The organism is Pseudoalteromonas sp. Hal040 (assembly GCF_037162425.1).
Lineage (GTDB): Bacteria > Pseudomonadota > Gammaproteobacteria > Enterobacterales > Alteromonadaceae > Pseudoalteromonas > Pseudoalteromonas gelatinilytica.
The window spans coordinates 104,426-123,303 of the sequence record NZ_JARLUU010000002.1 but is presented as its reverse complement, the minus strand read 5'-3'; the positions used below and the strand labels follow the sequence as shown (position 1 = coordinate 123,303).

The window sequence follows — 18,878 nt, the reverse complement described above, 5'->3', positions numbered from 1 at the left end:
AATGAAATTTTCACACTTTTTTATCCAGCGACCCATCTTTGCAGCGATGCTGTCGCTTATCTTTCTCATCGCAGGGGCAATCTCGTTATTTCAATTGCCAGTGAGTGAGTACCCAGAGGTAGTGCCTCCAACTGTTGTTGTGACGGCAAGTTACCCGGGTGCAAACCCAACGGTGATCGCTGAAACAGTGGCGACGCCGCTTGAGCAAGAAATCAATGGTACTGAAAACATGTTGTATATGTTTTCGCAAGCAACCAGTGATGGCCGCATGACGTTGACGGTAACCTTTGCATTAGGCACTGATTTAGACCGTGCACAAGTTCAAGTGCAAAACCGTGTAAATAGTGCACTACCACGCTTACCACAAGAAGTTCAGCGTTTAGGTGTTGTAGCTGAAAAATCATCACCAGATTTAACCATGGTGGTGCATTTATATTCACCAGAAAAAACGCATGATACAACTTACTTAGCGAACTATGCTGATTTGTATATCAAAGATCAAATTGCACGTCTTCAAGGGGTGGGTGATGTGCGTATGTTTGGTGGTGGTCAATATTCAATGCGTGTTTGGCTTAACCCAGATGCACTTTCTGCACGTGACTTAACAGCGATGGATGTAGTAAATGCATTACGCGCGCAAAACCAACAGGTTGCTGCGGGTAGTTTAGGTGCGCAGCCTACGTCGAAAAGTAATCAATTTCAAATTCTGATGAATGTTAAAGGACGTTTAAACTCTCAAGAAGAATTTGAAAATGTGATCATCAAAGTGGGTGAGCAAGGTCAGCTTACACGCCTAAGTGATGTTGCACGCCTTGAATTAGGTCAAGACACTTATGCACTAAGAGCAATGTTAGATGGTCAACCAGCCCTTGCTATGCCGGTATTCCAACGTCCGGGGTCAAATGCGATTGAGCTTTCTGATCAAGTACGTGAAACCATGAAAGTATTATCAAAAGACTTTCCGGCAGGTGTTGAATACGACATTGTTTATGACCCAACTATTTTCGTACGCGGCTCAATCGATGCTGTTATCAAAACGCTACTAGAAGCAATCGCGTTAGTGGTAATCGTTGTTGTGGTGTTCTTACAAACTTGGCGTGCATCGGTAATCCCACTGATTGCAGTACCAGTGTCTCTGATTGGTACGTTTGCGGTTATGCAATGGTTAGGTGTATCGATTAATACCTTATCGTTATTCGGCTTGGTACTTGCCATTGGTATTGTTGTTGATGATGCCATCGTTGTGGTTGAAAACGTTGAGCGTAATATCGAGCAAGGTTTATCACCACTTGAAGCAACCCGAGTTGCGATGACCGAAGTAACAGGGCCGATTATCGCCATTGCACTAGTACTGTGTGCGGTATTTATTCCAACGGCATTCATTACAGGTTTATCTGGTCAGTTTTATAAGCAATTTGCTTTAACTATTACTATTTCAACGGTTATCTCAGCGTTTAACTCGTTAACACTATCGCCTGCGTTATCGGCGTTACTATTAAAAGGTCATGATGCAAAACCAGACCGTTTAACTAAATTATTAAATCGTGTATTCGGTAATTGGTTGTTTAAACCTTTTAATCGCTTGTTTGATAAAGGCGCCAATGGCTACGAAAAGCTGGTACAAAAGCTAATTCGTATGAGTGTCATTGTCTTAGTTGCTTATGTTGCACTTGTCGGTGGCACAGTTAAATTGTTTGATGCTGTACCGGGGGTTTTATTCCACAACAAGATAAGCAATATTTAGTGGCTGTAGCACAGTTGCCTGATGCGGCAAGCTTAGACAGAACCCAAGAAGTTGTGCAAGAAATGGAAAAAATTGCATTACAAGTACCGGGTGTTGCAAACACAGTGTCGTTTCCTGGTTTATCGGTGAATGGTTTCACAAATAGCCCTAACAGCGGCATTGTATTTACTCCGCTTGCCCCTTTTGAAGAGCGTCAAGATCCGAGTATGTCGGCAATGGCAATTGCGGCTCAGTTAAATCAAAAGTTTGCCAGTATTGATGAAGCGTTTGTTGCGGTATTCCCGCCACCGCCAATTCAAGGTTTAGGTACAACGGGTGGTTTTAAACTACAAATTGAAGACCGTGCTAATAAAGGCTTTGAAGCACTCTTTAATAGCTTACAAGCAACCATTGCTAAAGCGCAGCAAGACCCAGCATTAATGGGCCTTTACTCAAGCTTTAGAATTCAAGTGCCGCAAATGGATATCGACATTGACCGTGAGCAAGCGCTTATCCAAGGTATTCCACTTGATGAAGTATTCAATGCATTACAAGTGTACTTAGGTTCGATGTACGTAAATGACTTTAACTTGTTTGGTCGTACCTATCAGGTTAATGCACAAGCTGATGCTGACTACCGCCAAGATCCTGAGCAAATTTTGAATCTTAAAGTGCGTAACCGCATGGGTGAGATGGTGCCACTCGGTTCTGTATTAACGGTAACGCCAACAACAGGCCCAGATCGTGTAATGCACTATAACGGTTATCCAACAGCTGAACTAAATGGTAGCCCAGCGCCAGGTTATAGCTCAGACCAAGCACAGCATGCGATAGAAGCAATCCTTGCCGATACATTACCAAATGGTATTGAGTTTGAGTGGACAGAAGTAACTTATCAGCAAATATTAGCGGGTAATACCATGGTGTATGTTTTCCCACTTGTTGTATTGCTTGTATTTATGGTACTTGCTGCGCAATACGAGAGCTTAAGATTACCACTGGCTATTATTTTGATTGTGCCTATGACGATTTTCTCGGCTTTGCTAGGTGTGTGGTTTGTTGGTGATGACAACAACATCTTCACGCAAATCGCATTAATCGTACTGGTTGCACTAGCAAGTAAGAACGCCATCTTGATGGTTGAGTTTGCACGAGATCAGCATAAAGGGGGGATGTCTCACCTTGAAGCTATCATCAAAGCGTGTCGCTTACGACTTCGCCCAATTTTAATGACATCAATTGCCTTTACGGCAGGCGTTGTACCCCTTGTTTTAGCAACAGGTGCTGGTGCTGAAATGCGTCATGCCATGGGTAACGCGGTGTTCTCAGGCATGATTGGTGTAACTGTGTTCGGCTTATTGTTCACCCCGGTATTTTATATGTTAGTCACTAAAAAATCGCAGAAGGAGCAAAACGATGCATAAGCCTCTTCATGTACTCTTTAAACACGCTAAACTAGTCAGTGCGATGCTGTTAGCCGGAGCACTGGCAGGCTGCGCACAAAGCGTCGATATGCAAGAGCAGCAAGTGAGCTTGACACAATTTGTAAGTGATACACAAATTGGTGAACAAAACGAAGGTGCGAGCGAAAATAACTGGTGGCGCCGTTTAGATTCGCCACAGTTAAACAATTTAGTGACTGATGCATTAGCAATGAATCACGACCTAAAAACCAGTCAACTTCAACTTGATGCAGCCATTGCTCGTTTAGGTGCAGCCCGCGCGGATTATTATCCGCAGGGCAGCCTAAGCGTAGGCGCAGAGCGCAGCAGCTTAGATGGCGTTATTACACGCCAATCAAACGCAGGTGTGAACGTAAATTGGCAGCTTGATTTGTTTGGCCGTATTACCGCGCTTGTCGATGCTGCTAATGCGGGCGCTCTAAACCAAGCAGAGCAGTTAAGAGCACTACAGGTTGAAGTGGTTTCAGCTGTGGTACAAGGCTATGTCAGCTATCAAGGTAATGTGCAAAAGCAAGCTATCATTGAAATGCAAATCGAGGCGCTCGAGCAAAGTATTGATGTGCTAAAAGCGCGAGTAGAAGAAGGGGTTGCGAATGAGCTTGACCTTAATCGTACCCTTGCGCAGTTAAAGCAGCAACAAGCGCTTATTCCTGAGCTTAGCTACTTGCAATATCGCGACCTCGCAACCCTTGCGGTACTAACAGGGCGACTTGCAAGCGATATAACACTGGTTGAAGAGCCTGAGTTATTAAGCCACGAATTTAGCGTGTCGTTTAATAAAGCGAGTGAAGCAATGGCTCTCAGACCAGATATCACCAGCGCTTTGTATCAGTTTAGTCAGGCCTATTCGCTAAGTGTTGCCGCCTCAAAAGCACTACTGCCAGATATTAGTTTGGCCGGGTTTGCAGGTGTGGTGAGCTTAACCAGTAATGGCTTAGAAGATACTGTGCAACAATGGCAAGTAACGCCAAAAGTTGAATGGTCATTACTCAGCTATCCTGCATTATTAGCGCAGCGTGATGCACAGCAATTTTTAAGTGAAGCCGCTTACAGTGACTATCAAAGTAAAGTATTAAAAGCCATTAGCGATAGTGAACTTACTTTACAAAGGCTAGTCAAACAGCAGCAACAGTTAAGTTATGCTGATCAACGTTTTAATTATGCGAATAAAGCATTTGGTCAAGCTCAAGCAATGTACCAAGAAGGACAAATTCCTTACTTAGAGTTGTTAGATGCGAGACAGGATGTTTTAATAGCGCAAGAGAACGCTGTTGATTCAACAATTGCTTCATTACAGGCCAAAGTAAGTGCTTATCAAGCATTTAATGGTCGTTGGAGCTTTGAACTAAACAACCTTTAACCCAGAGTATTAAATGTCACATATTCAACAAACTACAGAACTTCCGTCAACAATGCGCGCGCTTGCACTGATTGAGCCGAATGACGCCATAACGTTATCTGAGCTTTCTGTGCCAGTACCGAGCCCTGAAGGCAATGAGCTTTTGGTCAAAGTTGAATATGTGGGCTTAAATCATGGTGATGCCAACTTTGCAAAACAAGGTTTTTGTAAATGGCATTACCCTCATGTACTAGGTCACGATGCTGTTGGCGTGGTTGTTCAGGCAAGTAAAGGTGTATTCCCAGGTGTTGGCGCACGTGTTGTATGGCACGCCAGCCTTGGCGACCAAGGTGTGTTATCTGAGTACACAACGGTACCAAACTATGCGGTTTCGGTTGTGCCAGATAACGTATCACCGGCAGATGCTGCAACCTTACCTTGTTCAGGGATGACGGCATTAATTGCCCTTGATAAGTTGCAGTTAAGCGAAGGGGATTCACTGTTTATTGATGCAGGTGCGGGCGGCGTTGGTCAATTCGCTATTCAATTTGCTAAGCAACGTGGTGCCACCGTGTTTACCACTGCCAGCAAACACAATCATAAGTTACTTAAGCAATTAGGTGCTGATGTGGTGTTTGACTACAAAGACCCAAAACTTGAAGATAAGATCCGCCGTGAATTAGGCCCGCAAGGCTTTGATGCGGTGCTTGATTGTATTGGTGGCGATACCACCATTCGTAACGTTGAGTTAATGCGCTTTTGTGGCCGTATTGCCTGTTTAAATGAGTTACCTAAGTTTGAACAAGAACTTATGTTTAGACGCGCACCAAATATTGGCATTGTATCCTTAGGTGGAGCATGGCTTGCAAATAGCTTATGTGCGCAGCAAAAGCTGAGCTTTATGGGTAACTTATTACTCGATAATGCAGCCCGTGGCGAGATCAAATTACCGCAAATCCATGCTGTTGATTTTACCGCCGAGGCTGTTTCAACTGCTTTAAATAAACAACTTGCTGGTGGCTTTACCGGAAAACAAGTTGTGCAGGTAAGCGGTTAATCTTGCAAACTCACTGCCCAGTCATCTTGTTTGATGGTCAGTGCAATCTGTGCCATTTTTGTGTTCAGTTTATTGTTCGCTTTGATAAGCAAATAACCTTTAAGTTATGCCCAATGCAAAGCGATAAAGGTGAGCGTTTACTAAAGGCGCATCAAATTGACGATCCACTATCCTCAATGGTAGTCATTGATAATAACCAGCTATACAAACAAAGTGACGCTGTGTTATTTATCGCAACTCAATTAGGTTTTCCATTCTCTTTGGCTAAGGTGTTCAAGCTGCTGCCAAAAGGCTTTCGCAATCGTATGTATGATTGGGTTGGCCGTAATAGGTATCGTTTTTTTGGCAAACGGACACAGTGTAAGTTACTGACCGAAAAACAAAAGCAGCATTTTTTATAAACATTTAAAGTAAAGCTTGCTATTCTCGTTATTGGGAACAAATAACAATAATAAGAATATGAACATTCTCTTTCTAATCCTAAGTACGTTTTACATTGCTTTATTGCTTTTACAGCCAGCATTACCTCAGCCTTTTATGGCGTTATTTAAAACATTACCAATCGGCCTTTTGATTGTGATGGTGTTAAAAGGGCGCAGTCAGTTACAAAATCGCACTTTTATTACTTTATTATTCGCTCTTAGTTTTTCAGCACTAGGTGATGTGTTGCTAGCCCTTGATACGGGGCAACTGTTTATAGGCGGTTTAGCGGCATTTTTTATAAGCCATACCTTTTATATCATTACCATGTTGCCAATTAAAAACTGGCGACTAGACGTTTTACTTCTTTATCTATTTTTGGCCATCATCATTTTTTGCTTATTTTATCCAAACCTGAATGACATGCTCATTCCCGTGATTTTCTATATGTTGGTACTTAGCATAATGACAAGCCTTACTTGGATGACAGTTAAATCTAACGGCTTTTTAGTATTAGGTGGGGCAGTGTTTGTTATATCAGACTCTATTCTTGGCCTTAACCGCTTTTATTTAGAAATAGTGCATGCAGATATAGCAATAATGATAACGTATTACATTGCACAATTTTGTTTGGTGACAGGGTTTTTGCAGGCAACAAGTAAACATAAATAGCCGCAGTGGCTCAGTGTTGATTGCCGTGATAAAATACACGCGTTTTAATTTTCGAGATTTTTCATGGCAAATACAGCGCACGCACTGCACATTCTTGTTAAGCACAAAGAACAAGCTGAAGACATCATCAAGCAACTTAAAAAAGGTGCGAAGTTTCAGACGTTAGCTAAAAAATATTCAACCTGTCCGTCGGGTAAAAAAGGCGGCGATTTGGGTGAATTCAGACGCGGTCAAATGGTGCCCCAGTTTGACAAAGTAGCATTCAGCGGCGAAATCTTAGAGCCACATTTAGTGAAAACGCGCTTTGGTTGGCATGTAATCAAAGTGCTATACAGAACGTAAAGCCAAAACCTGACTAAATAGTGTAAGACATGTTGTTAGTCTTATACTTTTCATCTCAGTGAGTTAAAGCGCTAGGTTTAACTCACTTTGCCCAAAATCAGACCGTTATAGTTTGTAATTCAAAGGGCTATTTTAAGTCTTTAGTTTAATAAACTTGTTATATTTCTTTAAATTCAGGTTTTATTAAACCAAAACATTTTAAATCATGGAATTCGTTTTTCCAGAAACCACTTGAACGCCTAATTCCTTCCTCTTTGAAACCTAGCTTTTTTAACACTGACTCAGAAGCAGCATTTCCAATCATAATATCACCTTGGATCCGGTAGAGTTCGCCTAAAGGTTGGTCATTAGAGAATGCAAATTGGATAATCGTGTTAACAGCTTCGCAAGCATAGCCAAGCCCCCAATACTTTGAGGATAACTCATAGCCAATACCTGCATTTTTCATCTTCAAGTTTATTGAGTTAAATCCACACGTACCAATTAGTTTTCCTGAACTCTTAACTCGAATAGCCCAACGAACACCTACTTTGTCAGCAAAGCGTTGATTAAAAAAATCAATTAACTCCAATGATTGTTTTTCTGAATTAAAAACATCGATATCGTAATATCGAACAACGTTTTCATCAGTGAAAATATCAAGTAAAGCCTGTCCGTCACTTTTTGATAACTTATTAAGAAATAAACGAGATGTTTCTAGCTCTGGAAATTGCACTTAGTCTTCCTTGAAATAAAACGCCGTTTTAAGCGGCAAAAATAGTTGGCCATAATTTGTGACGAATGAGCACAAGCCAGTTTTTTTAATCAGCCCTTGATTGCTTCGTTTTGCTACTAGAACGCTTTAAATTGTATATCACTAAAAAACTCTTCTGCATTTTGAGCTAACTCAGGATATTCTTTACCCTTATAGTGACGCAGAGAGTATTCCGTATGCACAGCAATAGATTTTTTAAATGGGTGTATGCAATTATATCCAAGATACTCTATCTGCATTACGGCTGTTTTATTGCCACCGACTTTAGCACTGTTATCTTCAGAAATAGTTTTGTGCTTGACGCACGTTGCACCATTAAGTTGTACCAACTCTTCTGAGTTTTCCACAAGATCAAACCTGCCAATATCAGGTGAGTTTGCTCGATGTTTGACTACATGCGAAAGAAACTCTTCATCGGAGGCAAACTCGGGAATTTGATAGAGTGACAAATTTATAATGCCACTGCTGTCATCATTCAGCTTAGTTCCGAGAGTAAGCTGATACCCCGTTGACGTAATGACAGACCAACTACCATTTTTAGGTGATAACGAAGAAACACCATAAATATTAACAGGAGTACCTGAATTAAGCTGTGGGGAAGTTGATGCGCACGACGTCACAAACAACAACGATATTAAAATAGTGGTAAATTTATACATTTAAATTTCCTTGTAGCACAACTAGTTTATAGAGAGTGAATCGCGCGTTTTTCTACCAACGCCGTTTTAAGCGGCGAGTCATAGCTTGCTAAAATGTGAAACGAAGTTAAATCGAGCAATCTATTACGAGTCCGACTTAAAAATCCTTGTCATACGAATTATTCAGAGTGAAAATCTTCTGATATTTTTACCGCTTTTTTGTATTCATCCAAACTATCAAATACGAAATAGTCGGTAACTCTATCCCATGCGACACAGCTAGTGACACCTGATACCCAATTAGATTCAGTGCACCCATCAGGTGATTCACCTACGATAAAAATACGGCCTGCTTGATTTTCAAATCTAGGGTTATATAGATCGTGACTGGCATCATCATCCACAATGGATATTGAAAGACATTTACCTGAGAAATTTGGAAAGTTATCCATTGCTGATTCCCTTATACGTATAACGCCTTAATAAACGACATAAAATAGCAGGCTAAAAATGGTGACGAAGGAGCACAAGCCTGCTGTTTTTGTGTCCTTTGGTTTAGGCTCTTGTTATGTTTTAATTACGGCTTTCTAGCGCATAAGTTATTGAACCTTGAATACTATTGTATTGTAAATCATCTTCGTTACTAATGTATTCCAAACCATTTCTTGAAGTGACCTTAACTTCATAAGTATGTAATCCTGCACCTAAATCTCCGGTGCATTCAACTTTCGCAATTGTTTGTGATTTAGCTTCTTTTGCTACTGATGTATCACAAACCTCGTTGTTCAAAAAAATGGTGATCGCTATTGGGTATTCTAGCTTTTGATAAATTTCACTTTCGAGAAATACTTTAAAACTAGTTTTACCACCGATATCATACTTGACTTGAGTAGAAAGGCCTCTCTTAAAACCTCCGATAGAAACACCCTCAGTCCATTCTTTTTCAGCGCATCCGATTAGTGCTATTAATAATGCAAAAGGTAAAAATTTACGCATAGGTTTCCTTAAAAATAACAATTTAATAGTGCGCAAATCGCGTATATTTCTACCAAACATCTACTCGTTTTTATCATTTCTATATTTTTATCAAATTAGCTAACCATTTGCTAGCTAACAAAATATTTTTATATTGGTAAAGTGGCCTGATGACAAATATGCGCTAATTGCTCATTTTCCTGAATATAGGGGAAAGTTGTAAAGTCTGAATATAAAAAATGTATCAAAAGAAATATTCAATGTCCGCTCATAGCAAACTTTTAAAGCAATTACGTTAACTATATTTTGGGGCAGAAACGAGTTGCGACTAAAGATATAACTCTATCACATAGCCATCCTGCTCAATTTTATTTCTATCCAAAGAAGTGCTTCTCCCCGTAAATCTTAAACAACAAAAAAGCGCCTTTGGCGCTTTTTTACTTTGTATTGAATTAAGTTTATTTAGCTAAGCCAAATGGGTCATCAATGCTATGAGCAGGCTCGGTAAACCAGCGCGGGCCTTCGTTTGTCATATAAAAATGATCTTCTAAGCGAATACCAAACTCATCAGGTACAACAATCATAGGTTCATTGCTAAAACACATACCTGTTGCGAGTGGGGTAGGGTTACCACCCACAAGGTATGGCCATTCATGAATATCTAAACCAATACCATGACCTGTTCTATGTGGGCAGCCTGGTGTTTGATATTCTGGCCCCATGCCATTTTCGGCAAGATATTGCCTTGCAGCATCGTCTACTTTGCCACATGGCTCACCAATTTTTGCGGCAGCAAAAGCAGCAAGTTGGGCATTTTTCTCGTGTTGCCAAAACATGCGTTGACGTTCGGTTGCTTCACCAAATACATAAGTACGGGTAATATCAGAGAGGTAATCATGTACTTTACAGCCAGTATCAATCAGTACCACGTCACCTTTTTTAAGGGTCTGCGGGTTTTTAACACCATGCGGGAAAGAAGACGCAACACCAAATAGCACAATACAAAAATAGTTACCCGGCGCGCCGACTTTTTGGTGCGCCTTTTTAATAAAGGCTTCAACCTCAGTGGTGGTGATACCTTCATAAAGCATACTTGCCGTTGCTTTGTGTACTTCTAAAGTCATGTCCATAGCACGTTGCATTAAGGCAAGTTCATTGGCTGATTTATGCATGCGGCAGTGAGCTGTAACGCACTGTGCGTTAACAATGTTGTAATCGCCGTTCGCTTTATTAATACCGTCGTAGATGAAAAACTGTGCGCTTTCATCAATACCAAGGGTGCCTGTTTTGCTAATGCCCATTTCTGACAGTACTTCAACACACAATTGGTAAGGGTTTTCGTGCTCTTGCCAACCACGAATTGGGCCGTCAATCACCATAAAATCATTTAAGCTGCCGATTTCAAAAAACGGCGCTATGTATTGCACATCACCTTTGGCAGGTAAAATAGCGCCAACTAAACGCTCACTTGCGTACCAACGCATTCCTGTAAAATAGGCTAGGTTAGTGCCTGCATTTAAATAAATTGCATCAATATTGTTTGCTTGCATATACGCTTGTGCTTTTGCGATACGCGCATGAAACTCGTCATTTTGAATAGGGGTTAAATCTGTTGTCATATCTGACAAAGAGTCAAGCGCCTGCTCTGGCGTTTGTGTGCCAATACCATATGTTGTCATTGTGTACTCCTTGGTTTTTTGTGCATTGTGGCTTGAGTAAACACCCGATGCAAACTCACTGCGACTAATCGCATAATATTCGTATTTATGACTATAACTGTTAGCATGCGCAAAAAATAAGGAGCGACAATGCAAGTTAATTACTTAAAAAGACAAGCTGAATTTAAAGCCTTGCTAGAACAACAGGGTTACAGCGCAATGTTAGTACTTGGTCATGAAAATATTCGTTACTTAAGTGGTTTTAGCGGTAATGCTGCTTATGCATTAATTACTCAAAATGCGTGTGTGTTGATCACTGATTACCGATACCACCAACGTGCAATTGCTGAAACAACAGGGTTTGAAGTTGTTTGTCGAGACAGAGACAACGAAACTCTTGGCCATTGTATTAACAGGCACCTTAACCAAAACAGCCATGTCGCATTTGATGCAAGCTATGTCACCGTAGCTATTTGGCAAGGTGTGGCAGATGAGCTAAGCGGCCACACATTGACTGCGGTAAACGGTTTAATTGAAAAACTAAGACGCGTTAAGGATAGCTGGGAAGTTGCTCAAATTAAAGCTGCTGCGGCCATCGCTGATGAAGCATTAGCACAAACGCTACCTTATTTTAAACCGGGTGTAACCGAGCGAGACCTTGCCTTAGAGCTTGAATTTAGAATGCAAAAGCTTGGTTCAGAAGGAATGTCGTTTGCCACAATCATGCTGTTTGCAGAGCGCTCAGCCTTGCCGCACGGTAACCCGTCAGATCAGGTTTTAAAGCAAGGTGACTTTGTAACCCTTGATTTTGGTGCAGTTGTTAATGGCTATCGCTCTGATATGACTCGTAGTTACATTATTGGTGAAGCATCAGAAAAACAAACCCGTATTTATAATACTGTTCTTGATGCGCAAAATGCGGCACTTGAAATGGTTCAACCGGGCGTTAATTGTTTAGATTTAAATGCTATGTCAAACAAGGTGATTGCTGATGCCGGTTTTGGCGAATACGCGGGTAAAGGCCTTGGCCATGGTTTAGGGCTATTTTTGCATGAAGTACCATTTATCAACACACTGACAGACTACAGCCTTGAAGTTGGTAATGTGATCACCATTGAGCCCGGCATTTATATACCAGGCTATGGTGGTGTGCGCCTAGAAGATGACATAGTTGTCACAGAATCTGGTTTTGAGGTGCTAACCCATGCCCCTAAGCCATTTATAATCTAGTGCTTAAATCAAAAGTTACTTTTTAGCATACGCTAAGCGGGCTAAACGTTCAGTTACATGGTAACTATCTAGCCCGCTCACGGCGACTGTACCAATGGCTTCAATATCGACAAAGCCATCTTCTTGCAAACACGCCTCATCTAAATAGATATCGGTTATTTCACCTATGATCAGCTCAGTACCATTGATAGCAAGGTGGTGGTGTTCTTTCAGTTCAAGTGCATATTTAAGCTTACTTTCTTTAACAAAAGGCGCTGTAAAGTCATTTAGGTATTCAGTACTGAGCCCTGTTGCATCAAATTCAGACTCGTTTTTATCGTAGCGTGCTGATGTTTGATGCGCTTTGTTATAAATATCTTTGTTCACATGGTTAATCGTGTACTGCTTAGTGGCTAATAAGTTCTCTAGGGTATGGCGAGGCACTGAATGAGGCCTAATAATCATGCCCACTAAAGGGGGATGTGCCCCAAGATGAAATACTGAACTTACAATCGCTAAATTAGTTTGGCCGTTACTATCTTGTGTGCCAACTAAGTTGGCACTTTTAAACCCCGACAAACTATTAATTAAGTGGGCGCGGTAGCGGTTTTCTAAATCAGCAATGACTTGCTTTGTTAAATGCATAATTGTCCTGTTACCAGTCTATGGGTTTACCTTGCCAGTCAAAGTAGCCAGGGTTTTGTGATTGTTGTAAATAGTCAGCATCACTTATAAATGAATACAATTGCTCGGCTACAAACCCAGGGGTAAATAGCTTACCTTCGGGCACATTTGCCTGAAAAGGTTTTGATAATGGCGTATCAGTAGTTCCTGGGTGAAATAACACGCAGTGGCATTTTTTATAGCGTCTGTTAAGTTCAATCGCTGCAGATTTAAATAACATATTTAATGCCGCCTTAGATGCCCGATAGCTATACCAACCGCCTAACTTGTTATCACTAATGCTACCAACACGTGCACTCAACGCACAGATAACCGTAGCTACTTGCGGCTTTAAAAGCGTTGAGAATAAAGTCACACAGCGAATTGGTAGTAGGGCGTTTGTCTGCATGCTGTTTATAAAGTGATGCTCAGATATTTGTTCAAGCTTACGTTCAGGCGCATTATCTGGATCATGAAGTAGGCCGTTAAATATCATCAGTTGTGTTAATTCAAAGTGGCCATTGGCTAGTTCTTTAGCTATGCCACTTAAGCTTTGCTCCGTGTAATCAGTTTTGAAATGCTGGTGGCTGATCTCATTGTTTGCTGGTTCATCAAAAGTTGCCTTAAATTCACCTCGACTGATAGTGACAATATGACCACAACGGATATGATTTTTTAGCGCAGTGAAATAAGCTTTCGCTATTTCACTGCTTGCACCACACACTATATAAAGCTGCATTTTTGACCTACTAGTAAAAATAATTAAAATTTTTTTCTCTCAAATTCTCATCAGTGAATAAAGTAAAAATTACGCTGTTGTTCTTCTCTCACAATTCATACACATAAAAAAGGCGGATAAAAATTTGACCAAACTCACAGTAGCGATGCCTTAATTTATGCGGTTTTTGTCTTTTAAATTGGTAAGTCCATTTTACCAATTGTATTAAGTGTCAAACGATAAACCAGACTAGAGTGCGTATTTATTACACTTTTATGTTTATAGATTGGTTATTCTTTTTTACGAGTATGTTAGAAAATTCGATCTATTAAATTAACGCTGACAATGATATTAATAAAAGGGATCAGTGTTTAGCTGCGTTCGTGCTTGGCTAAATACTGTGCAGTAAGTACTTTCAACTTAGTAAAAGAAAGGAGTATGAGAATGAGTGAACAATACGCTGCACTTCGCGGTAATGTTAGTATGCTTGGACAAATGCTGGGTCAAACCATTAAAGATGCACAAGGACAAGCCATTTTAGATAAGGTAGAAGAAATTCGTGCTTTATCTAAATCGTCACGTAGTGGTAACGAAGCCGACAGAAAAGCGCTTATCGATGTACTACACGCTCTCACAGATGAAGAACTATTACCGGTTGCACGCTCATTTAATCATTTTTTGAATCTTGCTAATGTTGCAGAACAATTTCATACCGTTTCACGCTTTAATGATGTTGGTTTTTGCCAACTAAACCCTCTCACTCAAACATTAAAAGCGTTAGCAACAGCAACAAAGCATGGTCAGGTTGATCCTAATCACTTGGCACAAACACTCTCAAAACTCCACATAAACCTTGTACTCACCGCACACCCAACAGAGGTGACGCGTCGTACTATGATTAACAAACACGTTGAATTGAGTGATTGTCTTGCATCACTCGAGCGTAAAGACAATTTACCTAGTGAGCGTGCTGACTTATTAAACCGTATTGCTCAGCTAATAAGCCAAGCGTGGCATACCGACGATATTCGTCGTTCACGCCCAACGCCAATCGACGAAGCTAAATGGGGCTTTGCGGTTATAGAAAATAGCCTATGGCATGCCGTACCTCGTTTCTTACGGGAGTTTGGAGAAGACGTAAAAGCAGAGCTTGATTTAGAATTACCGATTGATTACAGCCCAATTGAGTTTACTTCGTGGATGGGCGGTGACCGTGATGGTAACCCGTTCGTTACCGCTGAAGTGACTCAACAAGTGCTCGATCATGGTCGTTGGATGGCGCTTGATTTGTATTCGCGTGATATTGAAACGCTAAGCAATGAGTTATCTATGTCGGATGCAAGCGATGAGCTTATTGAGCTTGCTGGACAAGACTTTGAGCCTTACCGTGCGGTACTTAAAAAATTAAAGAATCAAATTGCTGAAACTGTGACGCATTTGGGCGCTAAAATTAAGAAAAAGCGCACTGATTCTGAAGATTTAATTACCGATATCGCGCAAATTAAACACCCTATCGAAGTGTGTTATCGCTCGCTTATTAAGACCAACATGAAAGTAGTTGCCGATGGCTTGTTGCTTGATGTTCTGCGCCGTATTAATAGCTTTGGTCTGCGCCTTGCAAAACTCGATGTCCGTCAGGATTCGTCCCGCCATGGTGATGTTTTCTCTGAGCTAACACGTTATTTAGGGTTAGGTGATTACCATCAATGGCAAGAAGAAGACAAACAAGCGTTCTTACTTGCTGAGCTAAATTCGCGTCGTCCGCTTATTCCAAAACATTGGCAACCAAGCCCAGAAGTACAAGAAGTGCTTGATACATTCGATGTAATTGCAGCGCAAGATGCGCAAACATTTGGTTTGTATATTATTTCGATGGCTCGCACTGCATCTGATGTACTGGCAGTGCAGTTACTGCTTAAAGAAAGTGGTTGTAAGTTTAACTTACCGGTTGCACCATTATTTGAAACATTAGACGACTTAAATAATGGTAAAGATGTTATCGAATGTTTACTTGATAACACCTGGTACCGTGGTCATATTCAAAACCAACAAAATGTCATGATCGGTTATTCAGACTCTGCAAAAGATGCAGGTATGATGGCTGCTGGTTGGGCACAATATGAAGCAATGGATAAGCTGGTTCAATTAGCCGAAAAGCGTGGCATTGAATTGATTTTATTCCACGGCCGTGGTGGTACGGTTGGTCGCGGTGGCGCGCCAGCTGCGCAAGCACTACGTTCACAACCACCAGGTTCATTAAAAGGTGGTCTGCGTGTAACAGAGCAAGGTGAGATGATCCGCTTTAAGTTTGGTTTACCAGCTGTTGCTCTACAAAGCTTAAATATTTACGCTGGTGCTGTACTCGAAAGTAACTTGCTACCACCGCCAGAGCCGAAGAGTGAATGGCGTGATGTTATGGAACTGATCAGTGCTGATTCGTGTGAGCATTACCGCCAAGTTGTGCGTCATGATGAAAACTTTGTACCTTACTTTAGAATGGCAACGCCAGAGCAAGAGCTTTCTAAACTGCCACTAGGCTCTCGCCCTGCGAAGCGTAATCCGAACGGTGGGGTAGAAAGCCTTCGTGCTATTCCATGGATCTTTGCATGGAGCCAAAACCGTTTAATGCTGCCAGCTTGGTTAGGTGCGTTAACCGGTCTTAAAGCTGCGCTAGATAAGTATGGCATCGAGACACTTCACGAAATGAGCTTAAAATGGCCATTCTTCCGTGCTCGTTTAGAGATGCTAGAAATGGTATTTAGTAAAGCCGATAGTTGGTTAAGTGCGCATTACGATGATGCATTGGTAACGGAGCAATATAAGCCACTTGGTGTAAAACTACGTCAAGAGCTCAGCGAAGCGATTGAGCTTGTTCAATCACTAAGCCCACAGAAGAGCTTACTTGCTGATCAACCTTGGATCAAAGAGTCAATTGCGCTTCGAAACCCGTACACAGATCCACTTAACTTATTACAAGTTGAGTTGCTGCGTCGTTCACGTGAAGCAGACGAGGGCTCTGAAGGCGATATTGATAATGCCTTGATGATCACCATGACAGGTATCGCTGCAGGTATGCGTAATACCGGTTAATAGCTAGTATCATCAACCAATCGAGCATCGATTGGTAGGCTAATCACAAAACGAGCGCCGTGTTTACATGACTCGGCGCCGATTTTCCCTCTTAGGTTATATTTAACCGCGTTAAATACCACGTTCAAACCAAGCCCTAAATGATTACCGCCTAAATTTGTAGTGTAAAATGGGGTGAATATTTCATGCAGTATTTCGTCACTTATTCCTATACCGTTATCTTGAAAAGTAATTTCAACCACATGTGTATAGGCCTTAACTGAAACTTCAACCACTCCTTTATCTGAATTAACAAAGCCATGCTCGCAGGAATTTATAACTAAGGTTTTTAATACATCACTTAAGATAGTTGGATAAGATGTAATAACTGCCTCATCGCCATGAATTTTAAACTCAATTTGTTTACCTAGATATTTGCTCAAGGGGTGTAAACGATGACTAAGAAAGCCAGGGAGCTGAATTATGCTCATTGGTTTATCAAGGTGTATCGACACATTGAGCGCTTTGAATTCTTCGACGATTCCGGCAAGTCGATTAATGCTACTGATCACCAGCTCTTTAGCGCTATTGGTATCAGTAATAAACTTATGAAAATGCTTGCTAGATAGCTCCCGGGCTTTAAATTTTTCTTCTAAACCTTCCATATAATCATCTATTAATGAACTTGCTGTAACTATAGTACCTATAGGGGTATTAAGTTGATGCGCCATACCGGATACCAGTGCTGTTAAAGAGGCTATTTTTTCGATTTCAATCAGATGATCTTGCGTATCTTTTAACTGCTCTAATGCTTTAGCTAATTTTTGTTTTTGTTTGTCTATACTGTTAATTGCGATAAATGAGCCAAATAAAATAACGACTAAACAGATGCTTACTACAATCGTGAGATCTTTAAATGCATTCGCTTTAGTAGCTTTAATTTGCTCAGCACGTGTCAGGTTAGAAATTCTTACTTCTTTTGCAGCAACATCGGCTTCTGCAAGCGCTTTTGCTAAATTTACTTTGGCTTGCACTGGTTAAAATAGCTTCGTTAATGTACGAGTATTGTTTATAAGCGGTTAGTGCATTTGCGTAGTTTTTTTGTTGCTCGTAAAGCTCTGCAGTTAATTTTGTAATAGATAGTAGATCTTCAAAATTAGCATGGCTAACAGAGTGTGTATCAACGGATGCAAGCGTTTTGAGCGCTTTGTCAGTATGTCCTTGTGCTTCATACGTCTCTGCTAAGCATAAAATAATATTAAGTTGTTCACTCTCAATCTGTTTATCTTCAATAAGTGTAGAAGCCTCGATTAGCACCTTTTCTGACTCAGATAATAACCCCTGAAAACGTAATACCTTGGCTTTTAGAACTAAACTTGCAGCAAGGTGAGTGGTGTAGTTTTGTTGGATTTGTAACCCTATAGCTTCATTGATAACTTTAAGTGCTTCCGAATACTGTTTTAATCCAATTAAAGCAAGCGCTAGGTGATTACTTGCAAATGATTCATTGAGAGTTTGATTATTACTGTGGGCATAATCTCGATAGTATTTGAACGACTCAGCAGCTTCTTTATAACGGTTTAAACGTAGCTTTACCAAAGCAATATTATTTTCGGTTTGATAAACTAAACGTTCATCTCGAGATTGTGCAAATGGCATGGCATCGCGATAATAAGCTAAGGCCTCTTCATATAGACCTAAGCGCGCATAAATGCCTCCTGAAATATTGAAATAGCCATACATGAGGTCTTTTTCATTAGACTGAGAAACCATATTCATGTACTTGACAATGGTTTCCATAGCTTGCTCTAACTTGTCAGTTTCCAGTAAAAACCACGCTTTATAATTAGTGACTATAATCTTTTGTTCTAAGGTGAGTTCGGTCGTTTCAATCAGCGCATTGACAAACTCAAGCCCTTCTTGAGGTGAACTGGCGTAACTTTGCCTTATTGAGGTTCTAAGCTTTTCAAACTCTTTAATGGGCATCGCTTTAGATGGAGTTGAAATTAATAAAATCAACAAGATAAAGCCAAATAATTTAACCAATCGCGCTTTCATGACACACCAATCCATTCAAAAGTGAGCATAAAAAACGCTCACCCATTTTACTGTCTAAATAACGCTAAAGATTATAAATTTTAACTAAATATAGGTTTATCTGAAAAAGCTGATTCTATG

At 40.7% G+C, this 18,878-nt stretch carries 16 protein-coding genes and 1 pseudogene; 8 read left to right on the top strand and 9 right to left on the bottom strand.

Features of this window, described 5'->3' with window-relative positions; all coding sequences use genetic code 11:
• Position 1: 1 nt before the first annotated feature.
• The 6 genes and pseudogenes from P4S60_RS18195 to ppiC all read left to right on the top strand — a co-directional run bounded on the left by P4S60_RS18195 (position 2) and on the right by ppiC (position 7,016).
• Positions 2 to 3,147: pseudogene (locus P4S60_RS18195) on the top strand (efflux RND transporter permease subunit).
• A complete protein-coding gene (locus tag P4S60_RS18190) occupies positions 3,140 to 4,546 on the top strand; it encodes a TolC family protein (protein ID WP_337116959.1) in 1,407 nt (468 codons plus the stop codon). The pseudogene P4S60_RS18195 and the gene P4S60_RS18190 overlap by 8 nt, the downstream one beginning before the upstream one ends.
• Before the next feature lie 13 nt (positions 4,547 to 4,559).
• Positions 4,560 to 5,582 (top strand): zinc-binding dehydrogenase, encoded by a 1,023-nt coding sequence (locus P4S60_RS18185; protein WP_337116958.1) that lies wholly within the window; start codon positions 4,560 to 4,562, stop codon positions 5,580 to 5,582.
• A gap of 2 nt (positions 5,583 to 5,584) precedes the next feature.
• Positions 5,585 to 5,983, top strand: a complete 399-nt coding sequence (locus P4S60_RS18180; RefSeq protein WP_337116957.1) for a thiol-disulfide oxidoreductase DCC family protein — start codon at positions 5,585 to 5,587, stop codon at positions 5,981 to 5,983.
• Positions 5,984 to 6,041: 58 nt separating this feature from the next.
• Positions 6,042 to 6,674: a lysoplasmalogenase gene (locus P4S60_RS18175; protein ID WP_337116956.1), complete on the top strand. Its 633-nt coding sequence runs from the start codon at positions 6,042 to 6,044 to the stop codon at positions 6,672 to 6,674.
• Positions 6,675 to 6,737: 63 nt separating this feature from the next.
• A complete protein-coding gene (ppiC, locus tag P4S60_RS18170; protein WP_054552145.1) occupies positions 6,738 to 7,016 on the top strand; it encodes a peptidylprolyl isomerase PpiC in 279 nt (92 codons plus the stop codon).
• Between the two features lie 157 nt (positions 7,017 to 7,173).
• Here ppiC and P4S60_RS18165 read toward each other — a convergent pair whose 3' ends face one another.
• The 5 genes from P4S60_RS18165 to P4S60_RS18145 form a co-directional block, all read right to left on the bottom strand.
• Positions 7,174 to 7,731: a GNAT family N-acetyltransferase gene (locus tag P4S60_RS18165; RefSeq protein WP_337116955.1), complete on the bottom strand. Its 558-nt coding sequence runs from the start codon at positions 7,729 to 7,731 to the stop codon at positions 7,174 to 7,176.
• Positions 7,732 to 7,847: 116 nt separating this feature from the next.
• Positions 7,848 to 8,429, bottom strand: coding sequence for a hypothetical protein (locus tag P4S60_RS18160; protein ID WP_337116954.1), 582 nt, complete (start codon positions 8,427 to 8,429; stop codon positions 7,848 to 7,850).
• Between the two features lie 158 nt (positions 8,430 to 8,587).
• Positions 8,588 to 8,860, bottom strand: a complete 273-nt coding sequence (locus P4S60_RS18155; RefSeq protein WP_055021966.1) for a hypothetical protein — start codon at positions 8,858 to 8,860, stop codon at positions 8,588 to 8,590.
• Between the two features lie 121 nt (positions 8,861 to 8,981).
• Positions 8,982 to 9,404 (bottom strand): hypothetical protein, encoded by a 423-nt coding sequence (locus tag P4S60_RS18150; protein ID WP_337116953.1) that lies wholly within the window; start codon positions 9,402 to 9,404, stop codon positions 8,982 to 8,984.
• 437 nt (positions 9,405 to 9,841) lie between these two features.
• Positions 9,842 to 11,062: a M24 family metallopeptidase gene (locus P4S60_RS18145; RefSeq protein ID WP_337116952.1), complete on the bottom strand. Its 1,221-nt coding sequence runs from the start codon at positions 11,060 to 11,062 to the stop codon at positions 9,842 to 9,844.
• Between the two features lie 129 nt (positions 11,063 to 11,191).
• On the opposite strand from P4S60_RS18145, the gene P4S60_RS18140 reads away from it, so the two are divergent.
• Complete coding sequence (locus tag P4S60_RS18140) at positions 11,192 to 12,271, top strand: M24 family metallopeptidase (protein WP_337116951.1); 1,080 nt, start codon at positions 11,192 to 11,194, stop codon at positions 12,269 to 12,271.
• Positions 12,272 to 12,286: 15 nt separating this feature from the next.
• Here the strand turns inward: P4S60_RS18140 and P4S60_RS18135 are convergent, their stop codons facing one another.
• Positions 12,287 to 12,895, bottom strand: a complete 609-nt coding sequence (locus P4S60_RS18135) for a flavin reductase family protein (RefSeq protein WP_337116950.1) — start codon at positions 12,893 to 12,895, stop codon at positions 12,287 to 12,289.
• A gap of 10 nt (positions 12,896 to 12,905) precedes the next feature.
• Positions 12,906 to 13,652: an SDR family NAD(P)-dependent oxidoreductase gene (locus P4S60_RS18130; protein WP_337116949.1), complete on the bottom strand. Its 747-nt coding sequence runs from the start codon at positions 13,650 to 13,652 to the stop codon at positions 12,906 to 12,908.
• Between the two features lie 423 nt (positions 13,653 to 14,075).
• Here P4S60_RS18130 and ppc point away from each other — a divergent pair, with 423 nt between their 5' ends.
• Positions 14,076 to 16,721, top strand: coding sequence for a phosphoenolpyruvate carboxylase (gene ppc / locus P4S60_RS18125; protein ID WP_337116948.1), 2,646 nt, complete (start codon positions 14,076 to 14,078; stop codon positions 16,719 to 16,721).
• On the opposite strand, the gene P4S60_RS18120 is transcribed toward ppc, so the two are convergent.
• Positions 16,718 to 17,734, bottom strand: coding sequence for a sensor histidine kinase (locus tag P4S60_RS18120; protein WP_337116947.1), 1,017 nt, complete (start codon positions 17,732 to 17,734; stop codon positions 16,718 to 16,720). The two genes, ppc and P4S60_RS18120, sit on opposite strands and share 4 nt — an antisense overlap.
• A complete protein-coding gene (locus P4S60_RS18115) occupies positions 17,661 to 18,758 on the bottom strand; it encodes a tetratricopeptide repeat protein (RefSeq protein WP_337116945.1) in 1,098 nt (365 codons plus the stop codon). The genes P4S60_RS18120 and P4S60_RS18115 overlap by 74 nt, the downstream gene beginning before the upstream one ends.
• Positions 18,759 to 18,878 lie beyond the last annotated feature (120 nt).